Source organism: Burkholderia sp. Tr-20355 (assembly GCF_017104685.1).
GTDB lineage: Bacteria > Pseudomonadota > Gammaproteobacteria > Burkholderiales > Burkholderiaceae > Burkholderia > Burkholderia seminalis.
Map to the genome: position 1 here is coordinate 35,567 of NZ_JAAGPK010000012.1, position 22,668 is coordinate 58,234.

Genomic DNA, 22,668 nt, shown 5'->3' on the forward strand with positions numbered 1-22,668 from the left:
GATGTCGCTCGTGACGACCCACGTATGCCGGGCGTGCGCGGCGACGTCGCGAATCCGCTCGCCGCTTCCGGGATCGACGATCAGCGCGATCGTGTTCTGTTTCGTCATGAGCGTTCCCCGTTGTGGTTACCCGGTCGACACTGTTTCACGCGTACCGGTCAATCGGGACGATACCCGGGCGATTGCGTCACGCATCGCCATTGGCTTAAGATCGACGGGAGTTCACCACACGCGTCCAGCACCAATGAAAAAAAGCATGAGCCTGCGGGTCGCCGTCATCGCCTCGGCTGTTGCGGTATACAGCGTCTACATGCACATCGACCAGCTGATCAGCGGCTGCATGTGGGTCAGGGGCCGTCAGCGCTGCAGTTTCGAAAACAGTGCGAATTTCGAAGGCTGGATGAATCTCGACTTGCTGGTCACGTGCTGCTGGGTCGCCGCGGCGGTGGTGGGCTGGATTTCCGTCGCGCAGGTCGCGAAGAAGCCGGAGTAGCGGCGTGACGTACGTGCCCGATTGGATCGGTACGAAATGTCGGCTTGTCTGGCTGAATCTGTCAATCCGTGACAACGCGTATTCGTCGAGCGGCAGCGGGGGCGCGCTTCGTCCTTTCGAGCGGGTCATGAATCCGTGACCGGTCGATAGCCGGCGCGATCGTGGCGATCCCTGGCGAGAAGCGTTGCATCGCGCGCTGCGCGAAGGGAGGTTCCCATGCAGTTTCCGACGGGATCGGTGGTCGCGCTCAGCTCGGCCTCCGCGACGATGTTCTCGATGGGCATGCTGTTTCTCGGTTACTGGGGATTGCACGAACCGCTGCCCTGGCGGTTCGGCGACTATGTCGTCGTGGTGCTCGCGCTGGCGGGCTTCGCCTGTCTCGCGTGCGTGCCGTTTCTCGCCACCTCGCCGATGAAGACCCCCGGTGACGAATCTCGGATGCTCGTCGCACGGCGCGCGTTTCTGGGCGGCGCGAGTGCGGTGTGGTGTGCGATCGTCGCGTCGTTGCTCGTGTGACGCGACGGGGCGGAGACAGCGACCGGAATGCCGATGCGCACGCGGTTCGATAAGTCATATATGAGGCGCGGAAACACCGATTTAACGCGGGCATTCCTGCTTTGATTTCCCCGATAGCGTGCACTAGATTCGAAGCGTTCATGTGTCACAGAGCGCGAGGTGGAGCCATGACGCCGTGGGAGATTCAGGGCACCGAAATGATCAGCTGCAATTGCTCATACGGTTGCCCATGCCAGTTCAATGCGCTGCCGACCAACGGCAACTGCGAGGCGATGGGCGCGATTTCGATCGACAGCGGTCACTACGGCGATGTGGTGCTCGACGGCGTCCGGATCGCGGTCGTGTTCCATTGGCCGGGCGCCGTCCACGAAGGTCACGGAAAGTGCCAGCCGATCGTCGACGAACGCGCCAGCCTGGCGCAGCGCGATGCCGTGCTGAAGATCATGACCGGTCAGGATACCGATCCGTTCGCGACGATGTTCTCGGTGTACGCGTCGACGCTGGAGCACGCGTTCGATCCGATCTTCGCGAAGATCGATTTCGACGTGGATGTCGATGCCCGGCGCGGCCGGATTCACGTCGATGGCGTGTTCGACCTCGCGGGCGACCCGATCCGCAATCCGGTGACGGGCGACGCGCATCGCGTGCGAATCGACCTGCCGCACGGTTTCGAATACGAACTGGCCGAGATCGGTTCGGGCACGGGGCGCTCGCACGGCAACCTCGCGCTGAATCTCGACGGCACCTATGCGCAGTTCGCGCGGCTGCACCTGAACAATCACGGACTGATCCGGCATCGCGTCGCGGCATGACTCCGCTCGGCATCTGGCTCGGGCGCGAGCGCGTCATCACGCTGCTCGGCATGGCCGCGCTCGTCGCCGTGTGCTGGTTCTACCTGTGGACGGGCGCGGGTACCGGCATGTCGGCGCTGGAGATGACGACGGTCGCGCTCTTTCCGCATCGGCTCGCGGACGACCCGGGCAGCATGGAGCCGTCGCTGCCGACCGTGATCGTGATGTGGTGGGTGATGATGATCGCGATGATGACGCCCGGTGCGGCGCCGCTCGTGATGCTGTACCGGCGCGTGTTGCGGCATCGCGGCAACGGGGAAGCGGGCTCGGCGTTCACGTCGGTGTCGCTGCTGGCCGGTTATCTGACGGCCTGGCTCGCGTTTTCGATCGGCGCGGCGTGGCTTCAGGCACTGCTGCAGCCGGCGGGGTTGATCTCCGCGATGATGCTGTGGTCGAAGAGCGCGGCCCTTTCCGCGTTCGTGCTGGCGCTGGCCGGGCTCTATCAGTTCTCGCCGCTCAAGCGCGCGTGTCTGCGGCAATGCCGCGCGCCGGCCGCGTTCCTGGTCGCGCACTGGCGTCCGGGCGTCGCCGGCAGTTTCCTGCTCGGTGCGCGCCATGGGGCGTACTGCGTGGGCTGCTGCTGGCTCCTGATGGCGCTGCTGTTCGTCGGCGGCGTGATGAACGTCGTGTGGATTGCCGCGTTGTCGCTGTTCGTGTTTGCGGAAAAGATCCTGCCAGGCGGAGAACGTGTCGGCCGCGCGCTCGGCGTCGTGCTGATCGTGTGGGCCGGCGCGACGTTGCTGGTCTGATCGTCCGCGGCTGGCGCCAGCGGCCGTGCACCGGCCGTGATGGTGCTCGCACCGGCAACGCAGTCGTCAACGGGAGACGATCGATGAAGATCCGCTTTCATGCCGCTGCCGTCTTGTGTGCGGTGGCAACCGTTGCGATGCCGGTATTGGCCGCCGGCGACATGGCCGGCATGGACATGGGCGGCAGGAAGATGGCGGCACCGGACGCCGCGCTGACCGATGCCGAGGTGAAGAAGGTCGACACCGGGCGCGGGATGGTCACGCTTCGGCACGGCGCGCTCGACAACGTCGGGATGCCGGCGATGACGATGGCGTTCAAGGCCGGCGATGCGGTGACGATCGGGGCGCTGCGCGCCGGCGACAAGGTCAGGGTCCGGATCGAGCGCGTGGACGGCGTGCTCACGATCGTGAAGCTGGTGAAGGGTCCGTGACGACGGGCGGTGCGGACAGGTTCGCCGCGGGCCGACGATGCGCGGCCCGGCATGCTTTCGCCATTCATGCTACGTAACGCAAGGCCGATGTTACGTCTGCATTGCCGGGACGCAGGTGCGGATCGGCAAGGTCGAGCCGGCGCCGAAGCGATGCGCCGTACCCGAACGCGCCGCCGGCAGGTCATCGCGTCCCGATCGAAAGACTGTTAACGGGGCCGACGGAAATGGCACGGTAGATGCTTGATGGAAGGATCGCGCTGAATAGCAGACGGGGGCTTCCATGCAACATCCATTCATCAAGGCGAATGTCGCGTTCGCCGCCATTGTCGCGGCATGCACGCTGGCTGCGTGTGGTGGCGGAGACATCACGGCACCGCCGCTGGCCGGCAACACCATCGGGACGAGTACCAGCGGGACGACCAGCGGTACCAGTGGGTCGAGCGGTTCGAGCAGCGGTGGTACCAGCGGGTCGAGCGGTTCGAGCAGCAGTGGTACGAGCAGCAGTGGCACGAGCAGCAGTGGTACGAGCAGCAGTGGCACGAGCAGCAGTGGCACGAGCAGCAGTGGTACGAGCAGCAGTGGTACGAGCAGCAGCGGCACGAGCAGCAGTGGCACGAGCAGCAGTGGCACGAGCAGCAGTGGCACGAGCAGCAGTGGCACAAGCAGCAGTGGCACGAGCAGTAGCGGCACGAGCAGCAGTGGCACAAGCAGCAGTGGCACGAGCAGTAGCGGCACGAGCAGTAGCGGCACGAGCGGCGCGCCAGGCACGAATGGCATCATCAGCTCAGTCGGCGGGATCGTGATGGACGCGGGCACCACGCTCGCCGGCGTGACCCTCCCCGGCGTCAGCAGGGGCGTCACCGTCGGGCCTGCCGACACGGTGACCGGTGTCGGCACGATCATCAGCCAGACGTCGAACGTCGTGAGTGCCGGTCTCGGCCAGATCGGCATCGTACCGAACCCGGTCGGCACGACGGTCGCCGGCCTCGGCAACATCGTCGCGTCGACCAGCAACCCCGTCAGCGGCCTCAGCGAAACCGTCAAGGCGCTCGGTACCGGCCCGCTCTCGCCGCTTTCACCGCTTACGACACCGATCAGCGGGCTGCTCGACACGGTGTCCAGCGGTTTGAGAACGGGCGGCACGACGCTCGGCGCGGCGTTGTCGTCGGGCCCGGTCCAGCAGGCGACGCAGGCGATCAGCACGGCGATCACGCCGCTCGTGACGACGGCGGGCCAGCTCACGCAGCAGGTCGGCACCGCCACCGGCCTCGGGCAGCCGGTGGCCGGCCTGCTCGGGCAGGTCGGCGCGGCGGTCACGTCGGCCGGATGGAAGGTGAGCGCCGCGTCGCCTCAGCCGCTCGTCGGCGGCGTCGGCACCCTTGTCCGGGCGGTCGGCAACACGGTTACCAACGTGGGCGGCCTCGTGAATCCGGGCGGCGCGAACGGCGCGGTGCCGATCTCCGGGCTGGTGACGAGCGTGGTCGGCGGCATCCCGGCGACCGTGCACGATGGTCCCGCGACCGGCACACCGGCGGGTGGTCTTGCCAATCCGCTTGCGCCGGTGACGTCGCTGGTCGGAGGCCTGCTCGGCGGCCTGGCCGGCAAGTAGCCGGTGTGCGTCGATCGCGGCGGCGGACAGCCGGCCTGTCATTGACGGGCCGGCTGGCGCCACGCGTGACCGGTCGATGGCGTTCGACGCGCGGCCGGTCGTCTGGCCCTGATCGACGCATCATCCGCGCGTGTCGCCGAGCTTCGATGGCGGTCGTGCGAGCCCGCGCGCCGGCAGCGGCGTCGACATCATGATCGACGTGCGCGTTTCGCCGTACAGGTTGATGCGTTCGATCAATTGTTCGAGATGGGTCATGCCGATCGCGACGAGCCGCATCACATACGAATCCGCGCCCGTCACGTGATGGCACTCGACGACTTCGGGAATCGTCTCCAGCAGCTTGAGGAACTTCGCTTTCGCCGGCTGCGGCACCGTGATGCCGATCAGCGCGCTCACCGGATAGCCGGCCGCGGCCGGATTGATCCGCGCCGTATAACCCTCGATGACGCCGGCCGATTCGAGGCGCTTCACGCGCTCCGTCACCGCCGGCACCGACAGGTGTACCTGGCGCGCCAGTTCCGTATAGCTGATGCGGCCGTTGGCTTGCAGCAGCGACAGTACCTTCCAGTCCAGATCGTCCATCGCGGCGGAGTTTTTAAGGTAGAGCCGCCATTTTTCCTTAAAAACCGCATTCAGCGGTGACCGGACTTTCCCTACGATGCCTGTTCAACCCGTGGATGCCACAAGGAGCAGGCGATGCTGTTCATCAAGTCCGTCGTGATGGGGCTGTCGATCGCGGTGCCGGTCGGCCCGATCGGCATGCTGTGCATTCAGCGCAGCCTGAGCCGTGGTTTTCGGGCGGGGTTCGCGACGGGCATCGGCGCCGCGTGCGCCGACGCGATCTACGGCCTGCTCGGCGCGCTGGGCATTGCAGGCGTCGTTACCGCGTTCCCGATGCTGACCGTCGGCCTGAAAATCGGCGGCGGCGCATTTCTCGTCTGGCTCGCGTGGACCATCTTGCGTCAGCCGCCGGCCGAGGCGGCGCTGCAGCGCGACCTGCCGCGCACGACCGTGCTGCGGGATTTCCTGACGACGTTCGGCCTCACGCTGTCGAACCCGATGACGATCCTGTCGTTCGTCGGGATTTTCGCGGCGCTCGGCCCGCTGTCGGGCACGCCCGGCAGCTCGGTCGGGCCTGCCGTGGCGTGGATGGTCACCGGTGTGTTCGTCGGCTCCGCCGCGTGGTGGCTGTGCTTGAGCAGCGCGACCGCCGCGCTGCGCACGAAGCTGTCGCTCGCGTTCATGCACGGGCTGTCGCGCGTATCGGCGGCCGTCATCGCGGTATTCGGCGCGGTCCAACTGGTCGCAGGCGCGCGCGCGATGATCTAGGCGTCGTTCGACCGGATGGCGTCGATCGTCGTCCGGATATGGGCGAGCAGTTCGAGCATCACCGTTTTCCGAAAGTACTGGTTCATGCGCGTGCTGACGACGACATCGGCCGGCAACGCGTCGATCGCACGCTGGACCGACAACAGATCGTCGGCGAGCCGAGCCGGCGCATCGGGCGGCCACCGGTCGAGCGCCGTGGCGATTTCGTCCGGCCAGAAACCGAACGCGTCGATGCCGCAGCATCCGGCGACGCAGTTCGTCTCCAGCGCATCGAGCAACGGCATGACCGCGGTCAGATGCGGGTCGATTTCGACCGCGCGCCCCTGGCCGCCCGCCAGATCGCCGACTTCGATCCAGCGATCCTTGCCGATGCTGATGTCGTCCTTGTGCGGTTTTCCGTTCATCGCCGGCTCAATTCAAGGCCCGGAAACGGGCATGCATGAAGCGTGCGATCTCCCGGGTGAGTTCGATATCCTCCGGCGCGCCCATGAACCCGCCGTGCGGCATGCCTTCGAACACATGCAGTTCGGTCGGCACTTGCGCGCGCCGCAACGCGCGGTGCAGGCGAACCGCGTTCGACAGGAACAGGTCGCGCGTACCGCTCTGGATGAACGTCGGCGGGAAGCCGGCCGAGAAATCGCCGAACAGCGGCGACAGATACGGATGCGCGAGATCGGCGCCGTTCGCGTAGAGCAGGTTGTTCGGCATCAGCGACGCCGGCAGCACGACGTCGACGAGCCGGTTGGTCTCGAAGCTGTCGCCGGATTCGGTCAGATCGGCTTCCGGCGACAGCAGGACGAGCGCGGCCGGCAGCGGCAAGCCTTCGTCGCGGGCACGCAGCACCATCGCGGCCGCGAGATTGCCGCCGGCCGAGCGGCCGCCGATGACGATGTTTTCCGGCGCGTGGCGCGCCAGCACGAACGCATAGGCCGCGATGCAATCGTCGAGCGCGGCCGGATACGGATGCTCGGGCGGCATGCGGTAATCGACACCGTAGCAGCGAACGCCCAGGCGGTCGGCATGCATCTGCGCGCCGGCGCGGCATGCGGCGCCGCCGCCGACGATCAGCGCGCCGCCATGCAGGTCGATGTACGCGCATTCGTCGGAAGCGGCCGCTTCGGGCGTCGCGACGTGCAGGTCCGCATCGCCGGCCCGGATCGTCTCGACGCTCGAACGCAGATGGCCGGCCAGTTGCCCGACCGCGGCCGTGTAATGCGCATCGGCGGCCGCCTTCACGCGCATCCACGCGTCGACATCGTCCGGCGCGGGCATCACGTGCAGCGCATTCAGCGGCACGCCGTCGTCGCCGACCAGGCGTTGCAACGCGGCTCGCGCTTCGTCGCTGATCGACGTGGGGAAGGGCACGACGCGGCTCGGCAGCACGACGCCATCGGGTTTGTCGTTCATCGCTTGAATTCCATCAGGCCCGTCATGCGGCCGAAGGCCAGTGGCGCAGCATCACGTCGAGCGCATCGAGGCTGCGCGACCACGATGCGTCGGAATCCGGTGTGCCGTGCGAGAAACCGCCGGCGCCTTCGAGCGTCACGTAGCCCATGAAGAAGCCGCCGAGCAGGCGGATCGCATGGGCCTGCTCGGCTTCCGGCAGGTCGTAGCTGCGCAGCACGGCCGAGGTCATCATGACGAGCCGCCCGCCCGCGCTTTCGGCGGCGCGCTCGGGGCTCACCGGATGGCGCGCGGCCGCAAAGCGACCGGGGTGTGCGCGCGCATAGTCGCGATAGACGTTCGCGAGCGCGGTCAGCGCATCCTTGCCGGTGCGGCCGGCCAGCGCATCGGCGGCGCGATCGGCCAGCTCCTGCAGCGCGAACAGCGCGATCCGGCTCTTGAGATCGTCGAAACTCGGGACATGGGAATACAGGCTGGCCAGCTTGACGCCGAAATGCCGCGCGAGCGCCGCGCCGGTGAGCGGCTCGAAGCCGGTTTCGTCGGCGAGCCGCGCGCCGGCTTCGACGAGTCTGTCTACGGTAATGCCGGCACGCGCCATGACGAATGCTATGTGAATTAGTCAAAAAACTAATTCTATTAGTTTTTGCCGCGAAGTCAATTTCCCGTACGGTGCCGGCCATGCCGATCCGCCCCGGCGCCCGCGACGCAGGCGCCGGGGCGACCGGCCGTCAGAACGTGTAGGTGATCTTGCCGAACGCGGTGCGGCCGAGCGTGTTGTAGCCGTACGCGGTCATGTATTGCCGGTCGAACAGGTTCGACAGCGACGCCGACACCGTCAGGTGCGAATTGATCCGGTACGACGCGCGCAGGCTCACCGTCAGGTACGACGGCAGATACGTCGTGTTGGCCGGATCGTCGAACGTGGTGCCGCCGTAGAGCAGCGATGCGCCCGTGCTCAGCGCGTGGAGCTTCAGTTCGTCCCACGTGTGGTCGACGCTGAGGCTGACCGTCTGGCGCGGCCGGCGGTTGAGCCAGGTCTGGTTGGTCTCGTCCTGCGGATTCAGGAGGCCGACGGCCAGACTCACCGGCGTCGAGCGGCCGATCGTCCCCTTGTACGACAGGTCGATGCCGCGAATGTGCGAACGGCCGATGTTCATCGGCGAGAACGTTGCCGGGTTGTACGCGATCAGGTTGTTGACGTGCGTGTCGTAGACCGCCGCCGAGAACGTGCCGTACGACGTGTTCGCGTCGAGCGCGGCCTCGACCGACGTGCTACGTTCCGGGCTGAGGTTCGGATTGCCGTAGCCGGGGTAGTACAGGTCGTTGAAACTCGGCAGGCGGAATGCGTTGCCGTACGACACGCGCGCGGTGTAGACCGGCGTGATCGTCCACGACAGCGCGGCGTTGCCGGTGTTCACGCCTTGCCCGGCGATGATCTCGCGACGCCCCGCGAGGAACAGCGTCACGCTGCCGAGCGTGGCCGACTGATGCAGCGAAAACGCCGAGTCGTTGCGCGTCGGTATGCCGCCGGGCGCGTCGATCGGCAGGAATGCCTGTTCGCGCGTGAAATCGTAGGCGAGCTTCGTTTCGCCCGACAGCGGCAGGCCGAACAGGCGGAACCCGTGCGCCTGATGGGTCAGCGACGTCGACGTGCTGATGCGCTGCGAATTGATCTGGTCGGTCGCGAGGGCCGGGTTGTCCGCGTAGATGAACTGGCGGTCGTTCGCATAACCGAACGACTGGTCGAACTGCGTATCGGGCGTGATGTCGAGATGAAATGCGATGCCGGTCGTCAGCTGGTGATCGAGCTCGCGATTCGCATAGCCGCTGTTGTCGTAGGACAGGTCGGAGCGGTGATACAGCGCGAACGTCGAGATCGACCAGTTGTCGCGCGCATAGCCGAGCCGCGCATCGAGATCCTGCGCGTGATACGGATTGCGGCCGGCTTCGTGACCGTAGAAGAAGGGCCGCGTCGCATCGATGCCGGCCGTGTTGTAGTCGTGCAGCCCCAGCGAGTAGGTGACACCGCCGAGCGCGGCCAGCGGCCCTGTCGACGGCAGGGTGCCCGACGTGCGGAACTGCGTGTCGAACGTCTTGTTCGATCCGCCGCCGAACGACACGGTGGTCTGGTTCGGCCGGTTGGCGGCGCGGCGCGTGAAGAGCTGCACGACGCCGCCCATCGCGTTGCTGCCGAACGATGCGGCGGCCGGGCCCGAAATCACTTCCACGCGTTCGAACGCGTCGGCCGGCAGGTCGGCCCACGGCGCGATGCCGGTGGTCGGCGAGCCGATCCGGATCCCGTCGATGAACACGGCGACCTGGCTGGCCGACGAGCCGCGGATGCTGACCGACGCGGACGAGCCGGGGCCGCCGCTCTGCGAGATGGTCACGCCCGGCAGCGTCGCGAGCGCCTGCGTGATGCTCGGGTCGGTCGACGACAGCCGGTCGAGATCTTCTCGCGTAAGCACCTGCGTCGACGCATAGCGCCGGTCGAACGATTCGGGCAGGTGCCGCGTGTCGGTCACGCTGATCGTCGGCAGATCGGCGCCTTCCGCGGGCTGGGCGGGCGGCTGGAGCGCGGTATCGCCGGCGGCATGGGCGAGCGGGGTGAGCAGCGCGGTGGCGGCGGATGTGGCAAGCAGGTAACGAAGGTTCATCAGACAGCGAGAGAAAGCGTGTGGCGCGTAGGGCGGTCGCGAGCGAAGGGCGGGCAGGTTGCGCATGCCGACGGCGTGTCGGCGCGACGCTTCCGGCAGGGAAGCGGATTCGGGAACGAAGGACATCTGACGGATCCTGAGGTCGGGTCGTCCATGCAACGGGCGACCGCCAACGGCGGCGCTTGCGCATCGGGACACCCCGCCCGGTGCGGCTGCTGGACCTCGGGTCGATGGCAGGTCTCCTGGCTCGCGGGTCGTCATCCGTGCGGACCTTCCCGGTTTCCCAGTGGCGCGCAGTGGCACGGATTCGCCGCTCACAGTTGCGGGGGCAGCCGCAGATTCGAGTCGTTGCCCGTCCTGCGTTCCCTTTTGATCCCATCGCTGGGAACCATCAGCGCGCAAGGGTAATGGCGTGCGCTCCCGCACGTCAATTGCCGCGCCGCGCGAAGGTGCGAAAAAACGTCATTCTCCGGCAAGCGCTTTCCGAATCCTTTCGCTTGTGTGTTGGTGTCGCGTTTCTCGTCTGATGAATCGGGAGGGGCAAGCGGCATGCGAGCCGCGTCGTATCGAAGGCGAAACCGTAGGTTGTCCGGTCGACGTCAGCCGGCGCGTTGAGCAGCCCGGGCAGCGGCACAGCGTTGTCGCGGCGCGGATCGCCGAGCCGCATGCCGGTCGGTCGCCGCGGTTGCACGATCGGCCAGCCGAACAGCTGCAGATCGCGGAACAGCCCGCACCGACGACATCCTCGCCGCACGCGACCCGTCGCTGCCGGCGTTCTGATTGCCGGCGGGGCCGGGCGCGGCAGCGGCGCCCGGCGCGCGCCGTTACATGTGCGTGCCGGCGTGCGCGCGGCCGCCCGGGTCGCCGCCCCGATCGGGCGGCGTATTGTTCTGATCGATCTTCGCGAGCACGAAGCCGGCGTGCGGCAACGCGCCGGGCGAGCGGTGCATCGCTTGCGCGACGACGTCGTGCGGCGATGCGGCGGGGAAACCGGATGACGTCGCGCCCGGTTGAGCGAACGCCGAAAGAGAGACAGCCGCCAGGGCGGCGGCGACGATCGCGTGCGTGTTCATGGTGGCTCCTTCACGACTGACTGCGCGACTGACTGCGGGCAACGTCATCAGTCTAGGGCGCGAAACTTAACGCGTCGTGAAGGTGCCATGGCGCACGGATGACAGGATGTTCATGTGCGCCGCGACGCTCAGGCCGGCGTCGACACCAGTGCGCAGAAGTTCTCGAGATCGACGTTGCCGCCGCTGATCACGACGCCCACGCGCTTGCCTTGCAGCGTGTCCTTCATCCGTCGCGCGGCGGCGAACGCCAGGCAGCCGGTCGGCTCGACGACAATCTTCATACGGGTGGCGAAGAAGCGCATGCAGTCGATCAGCTCCGCGTCGGTCGCGGTCAGGATGTCGTCGACGTCGCGGCGGAGGATCGGGAACGTCAGGTTGCCGAGGTATTGCGTCTGCGCGCCGTCGGCGATCGTGCGCGGCGTGTCGATCCGCACGATCGCGCCGGACCGGAACGATTGCTGGCCGTCGTTGCCGGCTTCGGGTTCCACACCGTACAACTTCGCGTGCGGCGACAGCGCGCGGGTCGACAGCGCGGTGCCCGACAGCAGCCCGCCGCCGCCGAGCGGCGCGAACACCGCGTCGAGCGGGCCGACTTCGTCGAACAGTTCCTTGGCCGCCGTGCCCTGGCCGGCGATCACGTCCGGATGGTCGTAGGGCGGCACCAGCGTGAGCCCGTGCCGTTCGGCAAGATCGCGCCCGATCTGCTCGCGGTCCTCGGTGTAGCGATCGTAGGTCACGACGTTGCCGCCATAGCCTCGCGTCGCGGCCATCTTCGCGGCCGGCGCATCCTGCGGCATCACGATCGTCGCGGGAATACCGAGGATGCGCGCCGACAGCGCGATCGCCTGGGCATGGTTGCCGGACGAGAACGCGACGACGCCGTGGCGGCGCTGTTCGGCGTTGAAACGCGACAACGCGTTGAACGCGCCGCGGAACTTGAAGGCGCCCATGCGCTGCAGGTTCTCGCACTTGAAGAACACCTGCGCGCCGAGCGCTTCGTCGATCGTTCGCGACGTCATCACCGGCGTGCGGTGCGCATGGCCTTCGAGCCGGGCCGCGGCCGCGGCGACGTCGTCGTACGTGGGGAGGGTCGGAGAGTTCATGGTTGCTCGAGAGTCGGAAAGGTCAGTCAACTGGAAAGCAGGGCCCCGCGTCACTTCGCGTCGTTGTAGACGGTCGCGCGCGAGACGCCGAGATGCTGCGACACGATCTCCATCGCGCGGCGCACCTCGAGGAAGCCGTCGGCCTTCAGCGTCTGCAGCAGCTCGCGGCGCTGGTCGGTCTTCAACTCGCGCGGCGTCGTCGCGAGGCGCGTCGCGAACGCGTCGATGCGCTGCCGGATCGTGTCCGCCCCGGCCGGATCGAGCGTGTCGACAACGGCCTCGCCGTCCGTGCGGCAGAACTGGTTCAGCATGCCCTGGAAGCCGCGGAACAGCGTGACATCCGCATTCAGGCACAGCGCGGCCACGTAGCGCCCGGTCGAATCCTTGATGCCGATCGACGTGCTTTTCGCGGTGCGGCCGTCCGCGAAGCGGTTCGGGTAGTTCGCGAGCACCTGCGGGAAATCGTCGTCGGCGATGCGGGCGAGGCCGAGTTCGGTCGCGGGATCGCCGACCGCGCGCCCGGACAGATTGTTGTGGATCGCGAGGATCGCGTGTTCCGGCGTGCGCAGGTCGTGCACGACGACCTCGGTGAACGGCGCGAACATCTCGCCGAGCCCTTCGGCGATGCGCTGCACCTGTTCGATCAGCGACGCCTGTTCGGATGACGGTGGCGTGCGGCGCGTGCTCATGCGTTTTCCCGGGGCGACGGGGCGTCGGCCGTTTCCGGCCGCGTGATGTCGGCCAGCAGCGGCCGGGCGATCCGCACGTAGTCGGCCGAGTCGAGCACGACCGAGCGGTCGAGGCGGCCCGCGTTGAAGGCGATCTCCGCGTTGCGTTCGACCAGCGCGGGATCGACGACGAGCGTGACGTTCGCGTCGAATACGAACGGCGGCACGGCGCCCATCACGCAGCGCGTGACGGCGGCCGCGACATCGGGCGACGCGAGCGTCGCCTTGCGGCGGCCAACCGCATCGGCAACCTTGCGGAAGTCGATCTTCAGGTGGCCCGGGATCACGGCGAGCGCGGTCGCGTCGCCGCCGTCCTTGAACGTGCAGAGCATGGCCTTCGCCCCCTGTTCGGGGCGTGTGCCGCGGATCGCGGCGATCACGTCGGATTTACCTTCCGCCGGATGTTCGAGCACGCGGAAACGTGCACCGGACGTATTCAGCAGATCGCACAGCGTGTCGAAAACGGGAGAGTCGTTCATGTCGCTCCGGGCGGGAAGGCGCGCATCGCGGCGCGCGGGGAGCGAGCGTGCCGCTCGCTATCGATGGATTGTCCAAGTATAGACGTTTTGTCATGAGATAGGGCAACAGCGGGTGCGCCCGTGGGGGTCTTTCTCCAACTGCGAAAGGCCGTTTCGTATTGCGAAATCTCCGCGAAGTTCCCGTCGCGCCGCCTTTCCGCCGCTTGAAAACTTGTTTTGCATCGCAAAATCGATCTACTATCTCATTGAAAAACAAGGAAAATTTATATCTTATGTCTTATATAAGAGTTGGCCGAAAGCGCGCCGGACAGGATTAATATTGAGTCCATGCAGTTCGCTTCGTCACACGAAGCGGGCACGCTGAACCCTTTACTCAAATGCGCTTCGTTCCCAGGAGATAGACATGTCCCAATATCAAGACGACATCAAGGCAGTGGCTGGCTTGAAGGAGAACCACGGCAGCGCGTGGAACGCCATCAGTCCCGAGTATGCCGCCCGCATGCGTGCCCAGAACAAGTTCAAGACCGGCCTGGACATCGCGAAGTACACCGCGAAGATCATGCGCGCCGACATGGCCGCGTACGATGCCGACCCGGCCAAGTACACGCAGTCGCTGGGCTGCTGGCACGGTTTCATCGGCCAGCAGAAGATGATCTCCATCAAGAAGCACTTCAACAGCACCGAACGCCGCTACCTGTATCTGTCGGGCTGGATGGTCGCCGCGCTGCGCTCGGAGTTCGGCCCGCTGCCGGACCAGTCGATGCACGAAAAGACCTCGGTCAGCGCGCTGATCCGCGAGCTGTACACGTTCCTGCGCCAGGCCGACGCCCGTGAGCTGGGCGGCCTGTTCCGCGAGCTGGATGCGGCGAAGGACGCGACTGCCAAGGCCGCGATCCAGGAAAAGATCGACAACCACGTGACGCACGTCGTGCCGATCATCGCCGACATCGACGCGGGCTTCGGCAACGCGGAAGCGACCTACCTGCTGGCCAAGCAGTTCATCGAAGCCGGCGCCTGCTGCATCCAGATCGAAAACCAGGTGTCCGACGAGAAGCAGTGCGGCCACCAGGACGGCAAGGTCACGGTGCCGCACGAGGATTTCCTCGCGAAGATCCGCGCGATCCGCTACGCGTTCCTGGAACTGGGCGTGGACGACGGCGTCATCGTCGCGCGTACCGACTCGCTGGGCGCCGGCCTGACCAAGCAGATCGCCGTGACGACCACGCCGGGCGACCTGGGCGACCAATACAATGCGTTCCTCGATTGCGAAGAGCTGTCGGCGGATCAACTGGGTAACGGCGACGTCGTCATCAAGCGCGCCGGCAAGCTGCTGCGTCCGAAGCGCCTGCCGAGCAACCTGTTCCAGTTCCGCGCCGGCACGGGCGAAGCGCGTTGCGTGCTCGATTGCATCACGTCGCTGCAGAACGGCGCCGACCTGCTGTGGATCGAAACCGAAAAACCGCATATCGCGCAGATCGGCGGCATGGTCAGCGAGATCCGCAAGGTGATCCCGAACGCGAAGCTGGTGTACAACAACAGCCCGTCGTTCAACTGGACGCTGAACTTCCGTCAGCAGGCGTACGACGCGATGAAGGCCGAAGGCAAGGACGTGTCGGCCTACGACCGTGCGCAGCTGATGAGCGTCGAGTACGACGAGACCGAACTGGCCAAGCTCGCCGACGAGAAGATCCGCACGTTCCAGGCCGACGCGTCGCGTGAAGCCGGCATCTTCCATCACCTGATCACGCTGCCGACGTACCACACGGCCGCACTGTCGACCGACAACCTGGCCAAGGAATACTTCGGCGACCAGGGCATGCTCGGCTACGTGGCCGGCGTGCAGCGCAAGGAAATCCGCCAGGGCATCGCCTGCGTGAAGCATCAGAACATGTCCGGTTCGGACATCGGCGACGACCACAAGGAATACTTCAGCGGCGAAGCGGCGCTGAAGGCGGCAGGCAAGGACAACACGATGAACCAGTTCTCGTAATCGCCGGTCCCGCAGCACGACGCCAGTCCTTCGGGGCTGGCTTTTTTTTATTCGCTCGATTCCCGCGCCTTGGCCGCGCACGGCCTTCAAGACGTACTGGCTCGTCCGCTACATCGATCTGGTCGAAATCGACGAAGCGTCCGCAGCTGTCCATCATGTCAGCCACGTTGCGCTGGAACGGCGACGTTCCGCACGTAGCGGAAATTGTCCGGCGTATCGATCGCGACGCGCGCATGATGACCGTGCCACACGTTGCGAACTTGCCGCTGCAGCGTGTCGGCTTGCCGGACGAAATCGCGCGCGACGCTGTTCCTCGCGCGTGATGACGTGTCGTATCGCAACGGCGCCGGACTGGCCGTCGACGGCGGGATGGCGGCGGGCGCGTATTACCCCGGATTGCCGGGCGCGCCGTTTTGAGCAGGGGCGTGCGCCGGGCATTCGACCGGGATGTTTGTGTGCGCAACCTAATTCAGGGTTTGCCTGAGTAGCGAAAACGCGAATTCGCCGGGCCTGCATGCGCGTTTTTCATGTGCGCAGCCAGCGGGCCATTTGTTCCGTTTTCACCAAACCCTTGCCCGACGGACGTTTCGTGCGATTCGTCCCCGGCCGCGCTCGGACCGGCGCAGCCGACATGACCTGCCGGCAACGCATGTACCCGCGCATCGTCACAATTGTTTCTTGTTGCAACGCAACGCCCGCCCAATATCGGCGATGGTATGCTGACCGGCATGGAAGTTGTAAGGCAGGTTGCATGCATGGCGAAACTCGCGTTCGCATCTTCTAACGAGACATCACATCCTCTCGCCCGCCTCGCGGCATCGACACGCGCCCCGCGCGCGTGCTCCGCGTCGCGCGTTGCTGCGACCTGCGCGCCGATCGCATCCCCCATCTCGCGGGCTCGCCCGCATCCCCCATCCTCGCCCAATAATCTGGAGACATTTCCATGTCGCAAAACACCATGGCCGAAGCGACGCACGGCCCGCTGATCGCTCCACCGGCTTTCGTCAAACATCGCAAGCTGATCGACTGGGTGTCGCGCATCGCGGCGCTCACGGAGCCCGAACGCGTCGTGTGGTGTGACGGTTCGCAGGAAGAATACGACGCGCTGTGCCAGGCGATGGTCGACCAGGGCACGCTCACGCGCCTGAACCCGGCGAAGCGCCCGAACTCGTATCTCGCGCAGTCGGATCCGTCGGACGTTGCGCGCGTCGAGGATCGCACGTTCATCTGCGCGGCCTCGCGCGACGACGTCGGCCCGACCAACAACTGGATCGAGCCGGCCGAAATGCGCGAGACGCTCAACGGGCTGTTCCGCGGCTCGATGCGCGGCCGCACGCTGTACGTCGTGCCGTTCTCGATGGGCCCGCTCGGCTCGCCGATCGCGCACGTCGGCGTCGAACTGTCCGACAGCCCGTACGTGGCGGTGAACATGCGGATCATGACGCGCATGGGCCGCGACGTATACGACGTGCTCGGCGAGGACGGCGAATTCGTGCCATGCGTGCACAGCGTCGGTCATCCGCTCGAAGCGGGCCAGCAGGATGTGCCGTGGCCGTGCAACCCGGTCAAGTACATCGTGCATTTCCCGGAAACGCGCGAAATCTGGAGCTTCGGCTCGGGCTACGGCGGCAACGCGCTGCTCGGCAAGAAATGCTTCGCACTGCGCATCGCGTCGACGATGGGCCGCGACCAGGGCTGGCTCGCGGAACACATGCTGATCCTCGGCGTGACGTCGCCGGCCGGCAGGAAGTATCACGTCGCGGCCGCATTCCCGTCCGCGTGCGGCAAGACCAACTTCGCGATGCTGATTCCGCCGCAGGGCTTCAACGGCTGGAAGGTCACGACGATCGGCGACGACATCGCGTGGCTGAAGCCCGGCCGCGACGGCCGCCTGTATGCGATCAATCCGGAAGCCGGCTTCTTCGGCGTCGCGCCGGGCACCGGCGTGAAGACGAACCCGAACGCGATCGCGACGCTGACGAAGAACGTGATCTTCACGAACGTCGCGCTGACGGAGGACGGCGATGTGTGGTGGGAAGGGCTGACCGATACGCCGCCCGCGAAGCTGACCGACTGGCAGGGCAATCCGTGGACGCCGGAGATCGGCAAGGAGACGGGCCGCAAGGCCGCGCATCCGAATTCGCGCTTCACGGCGCCGGCCGCGCAGTGCCCGTCGATCGACGACGACTGGGAGAACCCGGCCGGCGTACCGATCGACGCGTTCATCTTCGGTGGTCGACGCTCGACCACGGTGCCCCTCGTGACCGAGGCGCGCGACTGGATCGAAGGCGTGTACATGGCCGCGACGATGGGCTCGGAGACGACCGCCGCCGCGGTCGGCCAGCAGGGCATCGTGCGTCGCGATCCGTTCGCGATGCTGCCGTTCTGCGGCTACAACGTCAGCGATTATTTCGCGCACTGGCTCAAGCTCGGCAAGCAGCTCGAAGCCGCGGGCGCCACGTTGCCGAAGATCTACTGCGTGAACTGGTTCCGCAAGGACGCGAACGGCAAGTTCGTGTGGCCGGGCTTCGGCGAAAACATGCGCGTGCTGAAGTGGATGCTCGATCGTCTCGAAGGCACGGGCGGCGGCGGCGAGCACGCGTTCGGCGTCTCGCCGGCGTATGAAGACCTGCATTGGGACGGCCTCGATTTCACGCGCGAACAGTTCGACGCGGTGACGTCGATGAACGCGGACGAATGGCGCGAGGAACTGAAGCTGCATGCGGCGCTGTTCGACACGCTGAAGCTGCGTTTGCCCGCTGAAATGACCGACACGATGAAGAAGATCGAGGCGCGCCTCGGCGTGTAACGATCCGGATCGTCGTATCGACGTACCAGCGCTGACGTCCCGCCGCCGGCATGCCTCGCCGGCGGCGGGACGTTTTTGCATCCGCGTCGCTTGCTGCGCGCTGCAATGCGCGACGACTTCGTCGACCGCGCATTGCACGTCGCCGCGCCCCGTGTAGATCGCGACATCGGGCAACCGCGGATGCTCGCGGTCGAGCGGGGTACGTCCCGCGGGTTGCCGGCTCTGTGAACGATCGCCGCGAAACAGTCGGCGACGCCCACGTTCTCGTCGCAGACTATCGCCAGCCTTCAGCCGAGATCGAGCGCGTTCGTCAGGTCGCCCGGCGGCGTCGCGCCGCGTGCGGCGAACGCGTTGTTGCGCAGGACCACGCCGTCGAGCGGTGCGAGCCCGTGCACGCGGCTGATGAAACGCAGGATCGAGTTCGTGTCGTACAGCGTGTGATCGACGAAGCCCTGCTTCGCGAACGGCGAGATCACGAGCGCCGGAATCCGCGAGCCGGGGCCCCAGCGGTCGCCGACCGGCGGCGCGACATGATCCCACCAGCCGCCGTTCTCGTCGTGCGTCATCACGATCACCGTGTTTTCCCATTGCGGACCGCGCCGGATGTGGTCGATCACGGTCGCGATGTGACGGTCGCCCGATTCGATGTCCGCGTAACCCGCATGCATGTTCAGGTTGCCTTGCGGCTTGTAGAACGTGACGGCCGGCAGGCGGCCCGCGTCGATGTCGGCGATGAAGTGATTGGTCGACGGATCGTCGCCGAGCCCCGCGTCGCGCAGATGCCGGCGGCGGGCTTCGGTGCCCGGCGCATAGTTCGCGAAGTAGTTGAACGGCTGGTGGTGGTACTGGAAATCGGGCACGGTGCCCGTGTCGCGATGCTCGAGCGCGTACTGCCACGCGCCGCTGTACCACGCCCAGTCGACGTTCTTCTCCGACAGGCGGTCGCCGATCGTCGCATAGCCCTGCGGCGGCATCACGCGATGGTCGGCCGGGTCCGCATACGCGGCGTTGCCCGGGTCGGGCGGCGGCACGTAGCTCGGCTGGTACGGCGGCGCCATCGTGTTCACGCCGTAGCCGTCCGGCGTCAGCGGGCCGTCGGCCGCGAACTTCGGCGGGCCGTCGAGCGCGGACGCGGGCGAATCGTCGGCGAGCTTCAGGCGCGTGCCGGCCGGATCGTCGCCTTCGACCTTCGACAGCAGTTTTGCCGCATGCGGGTGCTTGTGCGCGTCCGGATACAGCGGCGGCTGCGCGGAGATCAGGAACATGTGGTTCATCCACGAACCGCCGAAGGCCGCCATGAAGAAGTTGTCGCACAGCGTGTATTGCCGCGCCAGATTCCACAGCCGCAACGAATCGGCCGAGTTGCGGTAATGACCCATCACGAGGCCGCCCGAATCGGCCCACGCGGCGAACTGGTTGTTGCGGCCGGCCGCGATCTGCATCTGGTTCTGGTAGAAACGGTGCCACAGGTCGCGCGTGATCACGCCGTTCGGCAGCGGCCGGCCCTGCGCGTCGGCGATCCGGAACGGCGCGTTCGGCAGCCGGTCGATGTCGCGCTCGGCGATCGCATAGCGCTTGCCGTCCACTTCCTGCGCCTGCGGCACGAGCCCGCCCCAGATCTTCGGCAGCACCGGCAGCGGCGTCTTGCCGTCGCGATCGAGCTGCTGCGCGTGTTCGGGCCGCACGTCGCCGAGCGGGTACTGGACGCCGGGGAAATCGCCGTACAGGTTCGCGAAGCTGCGGTTTTCCGCGTAGATCACGACGATGTGGCGCACGCGCTGACGCAACGCCTCGTCGATGCGCAGGTCGGCGGCCGAACGCGGCGCGGTGCCCGCGGTGGTTTCGCAGCCGCCGAGCGCGACACCGGCGCCGAGCGCGGCAAGGCCGCCGAGCAAGCGGCGGCGGTCGGGGTCGGCGGGAAGGTCGTCGGGGCGATCGGGGGTATCGGTCACGTCGTGGGCTCCTCGATTGGGCGGGTGGGCGGTGTCGTTCTATGCGCGGCGGCGTCGCTCGGGCTGCCGCGATGCGTGACGGGAGGCAATTGCCGGTCGTGGCGCGGAAAGCGCGGGTGACCGAATTGTCATAAAAATGTCACGAATGCGACTATACCGCGCCGAGTGCCGCGAATGAAAGCCGTTTGTCGGACGCGTCGACGCGCGCGGCAGGCGATGCGGGACGCCCGCGCGCGAGCTAGACTGGATTCAGGGGCGGCGCGTCGTGGCGCGGCGTGCCGCCCGGGTGACGATCGCCCGGCGGCGCCGGCCGACGGCGTCGTCGCGGCGTCGTCGATCCGATGCAGCGAGGCGACCCAGCGAGGCGATGATGGTGCGAATGGCCGTCGTGTTCGCACGGCTGCCGATGCCGCGTGCCGGTTGCGCGCGCGTGTCCGCGTGAGCGCACGCCGCGCAACGCACGAGGCCGGCCCGATGTCATGGACAGGAAATTCGACTATCCGGGATTGCTGATCGCGGCGGGCTTCTTCGTGCTGTTCGCTGCGCAGTTGCTGATGCTGCATCCGGCGTCGGCGCAGATTGCATACAGCGATTTCCACAAGCTCGTCGCCGCGCGGCTCGTCGACGATCTCGAGGTCGGCCCCGCGTCGATCTCGGGCACGCTGAAGATGCCGCGGGCCGGCACGATGCTGTCGGCATCCGAAGCCGCGGCCGTGCAGCAGGCCGGCGCGCCGTGGCGCTTCACGACCAACCGCGTGACCGACGAGCACCTGACCGACACGCTGACCGCCGCCGGCATCCGCTATCACGGCACGCCCGACACGGGCTGGATCGCCGCGCTCGCGTCTTGGCTGCTGCCGCTCGTGCTGCTCGTGTTCGCGTGGAACATGATGTTGCGCAGACGCGGCGGGCTGCAGGACTTCACGGGGATGGGCAAGAGCCGCGCGCGCGCGTACGTGCAGCAGGAAACCGGCATCACGTTCGACGATATCGCGGGCATCGACGAGGCGAAGGCCGAGCTGCAGCAGCTCGTCGCGTTCCTGCGCAATCCCGATCGCTACCAGCGGCTCGGCGGCAAGATCCCGAAGGGCGTGCTGATCGTCGGCGCGCCGGGCACGGGCAAGACGCTGCTTGCGCGCGCGGTGGCCGGCGAGGCGGCCGTGCCGTTCTTCTCGATCAGCGGGTCGGCATTCGTCGAGATGTTCGTCGGCGTGGGCGCGGCGCGCGTGCGCGACCTGTTCGAGCAGGCGCAGCAGAAGGCGCCGTGCATCGTATTCGTCGACGAGCTCGATGCGCTCGGCAAGGTGCGCGGCGTCGGCCCGATGTCGGGCAACGACGAGCGCGAGCAGACGCTCAACCAGCTGCTCGTCGAGATGGACGGCTTCCAGGCAGGCTCGGGCGTGATCATCATGGCCGCGACGAACCGCCCCGAGATCCTCGATCCCGCGCTGCTGCGGCCGGGCCGCTTCGATCGCCACATCGCGATCGACCGGCCCGACGTGAACGGCCGCCGGCAGATTCTCGGCGTGCACGTGAAGCGCGTGAAGCTCGCGGCCGACGTCGACCTCGGCGAACTCGCGTCGCGCACGCCGGGCTTCGTCGGCGCCGATCTCGCGAACGTCGTCAACGAGGCCGCGCTGCACGCGGCCGAACTCGGCAAGCCGGCGATCGGCATGGCCGATTTCGACGAGGCGATCGACCGCGCGCTGACCGGACTCGAGCGCAAGAGCCGCGTGATGAACGCGCAGGAGAAGCTGACCATCGCGTATCACGAAGCCGGTCATGCGCTCGTCGCGGAAAGCCGCGCGCATTGCGACCCGGTGAAGAAGGTGTCGATCATTCCGCGCGGTGTCGCCGCGCTGGGCTACACGCAGCAAGTGCCGACCGAGGATCGCTACGTGCTGCGCCGGAGCGAGCTGCTCGACCGGATCGACGCGCTGCTCGGCGGGCGTGTCGCGGAAGAGCTCGTGTTCGGCGATGTCTCGACCGGCGCGCAGAACGATCTCGAACGCGCGACCGCGATGGCACGCCACATGGTCATGCAGTACGGGATGAGCGAGAAGATCGGGCTCGCGACGTTCGACGACGGCGAGGCGCGCCAGGGCATGCCCGGTGCGTGGCAGACAGGCGCGAGTCGCTGCAGCGAGCATACGGCACGGATGATCGACGACGAGGTGCGCATGTTGCTGGCCGATGCACATGCGCGGGTGGCCGCGACGCTCGGCGAGCGCCGCGACGCGCTCGAGCGTATCGCGCGACGGCTGCTGCAATGCGAGGTGCTCGAGCGCGAGGCGCTGCAGGCGCTGATCGACGGGCGCAGCGAACCGCCGCCGCCGGCAGCGGCGCCCGACGGCACCGCCGGACCGCGCGGCGATGCGCTCGCGCCGGAGCAGGCGTCGGCGGTCGAGCGCGATTTCGTCGCGTGCGGGCCGCCGCGCGAACCCGAACGCTGAATGCGCGTCGCGGGCCCGCGAACGGTGCATGCCGCTGCGGCG

20 protein-coding genes, 2 pseudogenes and 1 riboswitch are annotated in these 22,668 nt (G+C 67.1%); of the genes and pseudogenes, 11 read left to right on the forward strand and 11 right to left on the reverse strand.

Annotation, left to right across the window (positions count from 1 at the left end):
* Positions 1 to 244 precede the first annotated feature (244 nt).
* From G3N62_RS04845 to G3N62_RS04870, 6 genes are all read left to right on the forward strand, one after another.
* Complete coding sequence (locus G3N62_RS04845; protein ID WP_049036319.1) at positions 245 to 493, forward strand: hypothetical protein; 249 nt, start codon at positions 245 to 247, stop codon at positions 491 to 493.
* Positions 494 to 709: 216 nt separating this feature from the next.
* Complete coding sequence (locus G3N62_RS04850) at positions 710 to 1,009, forward strand: hypothetical protein (RefSeq protein WP_034191297.1); 300 nt, start codon at positions 710 to 712, stop codon at positions 1,007 to 1,009.
* A 167-nt stretch (positions 1,010 to 1,176) separates the two neighbouring features.
* The gene (locus tag G3N62_RS04855; RefSeq protein ID WP_049036321.1) at positions 1,177 to 1,821 is read left to right on the forward strand and encodes a DUF1326 domain-containing protein; all 645 of its coding nucleotides are present in this window, start codon (positions 1,177 to 1,179) and stop codon (positions 1,819 to 1,821) included.
* Positions 1,818 to 2,609, forward strand: a complete 792-nt coding sequence (locus G3N62_RS04860) for a DUF2182 domain-containing protein (protein ID WP_034191299.1) — start codon at positions 1,818 to 1,820, stop codon at positions 2,607 to 2,609. The genes G3N62_RS04855 and G3N62_RS04860 overlap by 4 nt, the downstream gene beginning before the upstream one ends.
* An 83-nt stretch (positions 2,610 to 2,692) precedes the next feature.
* A complete protein-coding gene (locus tag G3N62_RS04865) occupies positions 2,693 to 3,040 on the forward strand; it encodes a copper-binding protein (protein ID WP_124669953.1) in 348 nt (115 codons plus the stop codon).
* 280 nt (positions 3,041 to 3,320) lie between these two features.
* A complete protein-coding gene (locus G3N62_RS04870; protein WP_083262755.1) occupies positions 3,321 to 4,649 on the forward strand; it encodes a collagen-like triple helix repeat-containing protein in 1,329 nt (442 codons plus the stop codon).
* A 120-nt stretch (positions 4,650 to 4,769) separates the two neighbouring features.
* On the opposite strand, the gene G3N62_RS04875 is transcribed toward G3N62_RS04870, so the two are convergent.
* Positions 4,770 to 5,231 carry an Lrp/AsnC family transcriptional regulator gene (locus tag G3N62_RS04875; protein ID WP_034191303.1) on the reverse strand — a complete coding sequence of 154 codons (462 nt, stop codon included), beginning with the start codon at positions 5,229 to 5,231 and terminating at the stop codon, positions 4,770 to 4,772.
* A gap of 114 nt (positions 5,232 to 5,345) precedes the next feature.
* On the opposite strand from G3N62_RS04875, the gene G3N62_RS04880 reads away from it, so the two are divergent.
* Positions 5,346 to 5,978 (forward strand): LysE family transporter, encoded by a 633-nt coding sequence (locus G3N62_RS04880; protein ID WP_124669954.1) that lies wholly within the window; start codon positions 5,346 to 5,348, stop codon positions 5,976 to 5,978.
* Here G3N62_RS04880 and G3N62_RS04885 read toward each other — a convergent pair.
* The 8 genes from G3N62_RS04885 to G3N62_RS04920 all read right to left on the reverse strand — a co-directional run bounded on the left by G3N62_RS04885 (position 5,975) and on the right by G3N62_RS04920 (position 13,422).
* Complete coding sequence (locus G3N62_RS04885; protein WP_034191305.1) at positions 5,975 to 6,382, reverse strand: DUF6331 family protein; 408 nt, start codon at positions 6,380 to 6,382, stop codon at positions 5,975 to 5,977. The genes G3N62_RS04880 and G3N62_RS04885 overlap by 4 nt on opposite strands.
* Before the next feature lie 7 nt (positions 6,383 to 6,389).
* Positions 6,390 to 7,385, reverse strand: coding sequence for an alpha/beta hydrolase (locus G3N62_RS04890; RefSeq protein WP_124669955.1), 996 nt, complete (start codon positions 7,383 to 7,385; stop codon positions 6,390 to 6,392).
* A gap of 22 nt (positions 7,386 to 7,407) precedes the next feature.
* A complete protein-coding gene (locus tag G3N62_RS04895; RefSeq protein ID WP_049030586.1) occupies positions 7,408 to 7,980 on the reverse strand; it encodes a TetR-like C-terminal domain-containing protein in 573 nt (190 codons plus the stop codon).
* Between the two features lie 130 nt (positions 7,981 to 8,110).
* Positions 8,111 to 10,039 carry a TonB-dependent receptor gene (locus G3N62_RS04900; RefSeq protein ID WP_124669956.1) on the reverse strand — a complete coding sequence of 643 codons (1,929 nt, stop codon included), beginning with the start codon at positions 10,037 to 10,039 and terminating at the stop codon, positions 8,111 to 8,113.
* A gap of 214 nt (positions 10,040 to 10,253) precedes the next feature.
* Positions 10,254 to 10,447: riboswitch (cobalamin riboswitch) on the reverse strand.
* A gap of 416 nt (positions 10,448 to 10,863) precedes the next feature.
* Positions 10,864 to 11,112 (reverse strand): hypothetical protein, encoded by a 249-nt coding sequence (locus G3N62_RS04905; protein ID WP_124669958.1) that lies wholly within the window; start codon positions 11,110 to 11,112, stop codon positions 10,864 to 10,866.
* Positions 11,113 to 11,240: 128 nt separating this feature from the next.
* Positions 11,241 to 12,215 (reverse strand): threo-3-hydroxy-L-aspartate ammonia-lyase, encoded by a 975-nt coding sequence (locus G3N62_RS04910; RefSeq protein WP_069704730.1) that lies wholly within the window; start codon positions 12,213 to 12,215, stop codon positions 11,241 to 11,243.
* Between the two features lie 50 nt (positions 12,216 to 12,265).
* Positions 12,266 to 12,904, reverse strand: a complete 639-nt coding sequence (locus G3N62_RS04915) for a helix-turn-helix transcriptional regulator (protein WP_124669959.1) — start codon at positions 12,902 to 12,904, stop codon at positions 12,266 to 12,268.
* The gene (locus G3N62_RS04920) at positions 12,901 to 13,422 is read right to left on the reverse strand and encodes a YbaK/prolyl-tRNA synthetase associated domain-containing protein (protein ID WP_124669960.1); all 522 of its coding nucleotides are present in this window, start codon (positions 13,420 to 13,422) and stop codon (positions 12,901 to 12,903) included. Before G3N62_RS04920 ends, G3N62_RS04915 begins: the two co-directional genes overlap by 4 nt.
* A 403-nt stretch (positions 13,423 to 13,825) precedes the next feature.
* Here G3N62_RS04920 and G3N62_RS04925 point away from each other — a divergent pair, with 403 nt between their 5' ends.
* Complete coding sequence (locus G3N62_RS04925; protein ID WP_124669961.1) at positions 13,826 to 15,412, forward strand: isocitrate lyase; 1,587 nt, start codon at positions 13,826 to 13,828, stop codon at positions 15,410 to 15,412.
* Between the two features lie 72 nt (positions 15,413 to 15,484).
* Here G3N62_RS04925 and G3N62_RS36375 read toward each other — a convergent pair.
* Positions 15,485 to 15,666: pseudogene (locus G3N62_RS36375) on the reverse strand (hypothetical protein); the annotation flags it as partial.
* Between the two features lie 3 nt (positions 15,667 to 15,669).
* On the opposite strand from G3N62_RS36375, the pseudogene G3N62_RS35865 reads away from it, so the two are divergent.
* Positions 15,670 to 15,829: pseudogene (locus G3N62_RS35865) on the forward strand (SDR family oxidoreductase); the annotation flags it as partial.
* Between the two features lie 526 nt (positions 15,830 to 16,355).
* On the forward strand, positions 16,356 to 18,221 hold the full coding sequence (locus G3N62_RS04930; protein WP_059556571.1) for a phosphoenolpyruvate carboxykinase (GTP): 1,866 nt from the start codon (positions 16,356 to 16,358) through the stop codon (positions 18,219 to 18,221).
* Positions 18,222 to 18,508: 287 nt separating this feature from the next.
* On the opposite strand, the gene G3N62_RS04935 is transcribed toward G3N62_RS04930, so the two are convergent.
* A complete protein-coding gene (locus tag G3N62_RS04935) occupies positions 18,509 to 20,173 on the reverse strand; it encodes an acid phosphatase (protein WP_069704732.1) in 1,665 nt (554 codons plus the stop codon).
* 479 nt (positions 20,174 to 20,652) lie between these two features.
* Here G3N62_RS04935 and ftsH point away from each other — a divergent pair, with 479 nt between their 5' ends.
* Positions 20,653 to 22,626: an ATP-dependent zinc metalloprotease FtsH gene (ftsH, locus tag G3N62_RS04940; RefSeq protein WP_124669962.1), complete on the forward strand. Its 1,974-nt coding sequence runs from the start codon at positions 20,653 to 20,655 to the stop codon at positions 22,624 to 22,626.
* The last annotated feature ends 42 nt before the right edge of the window (positions 22,627 to 22,668 follow it).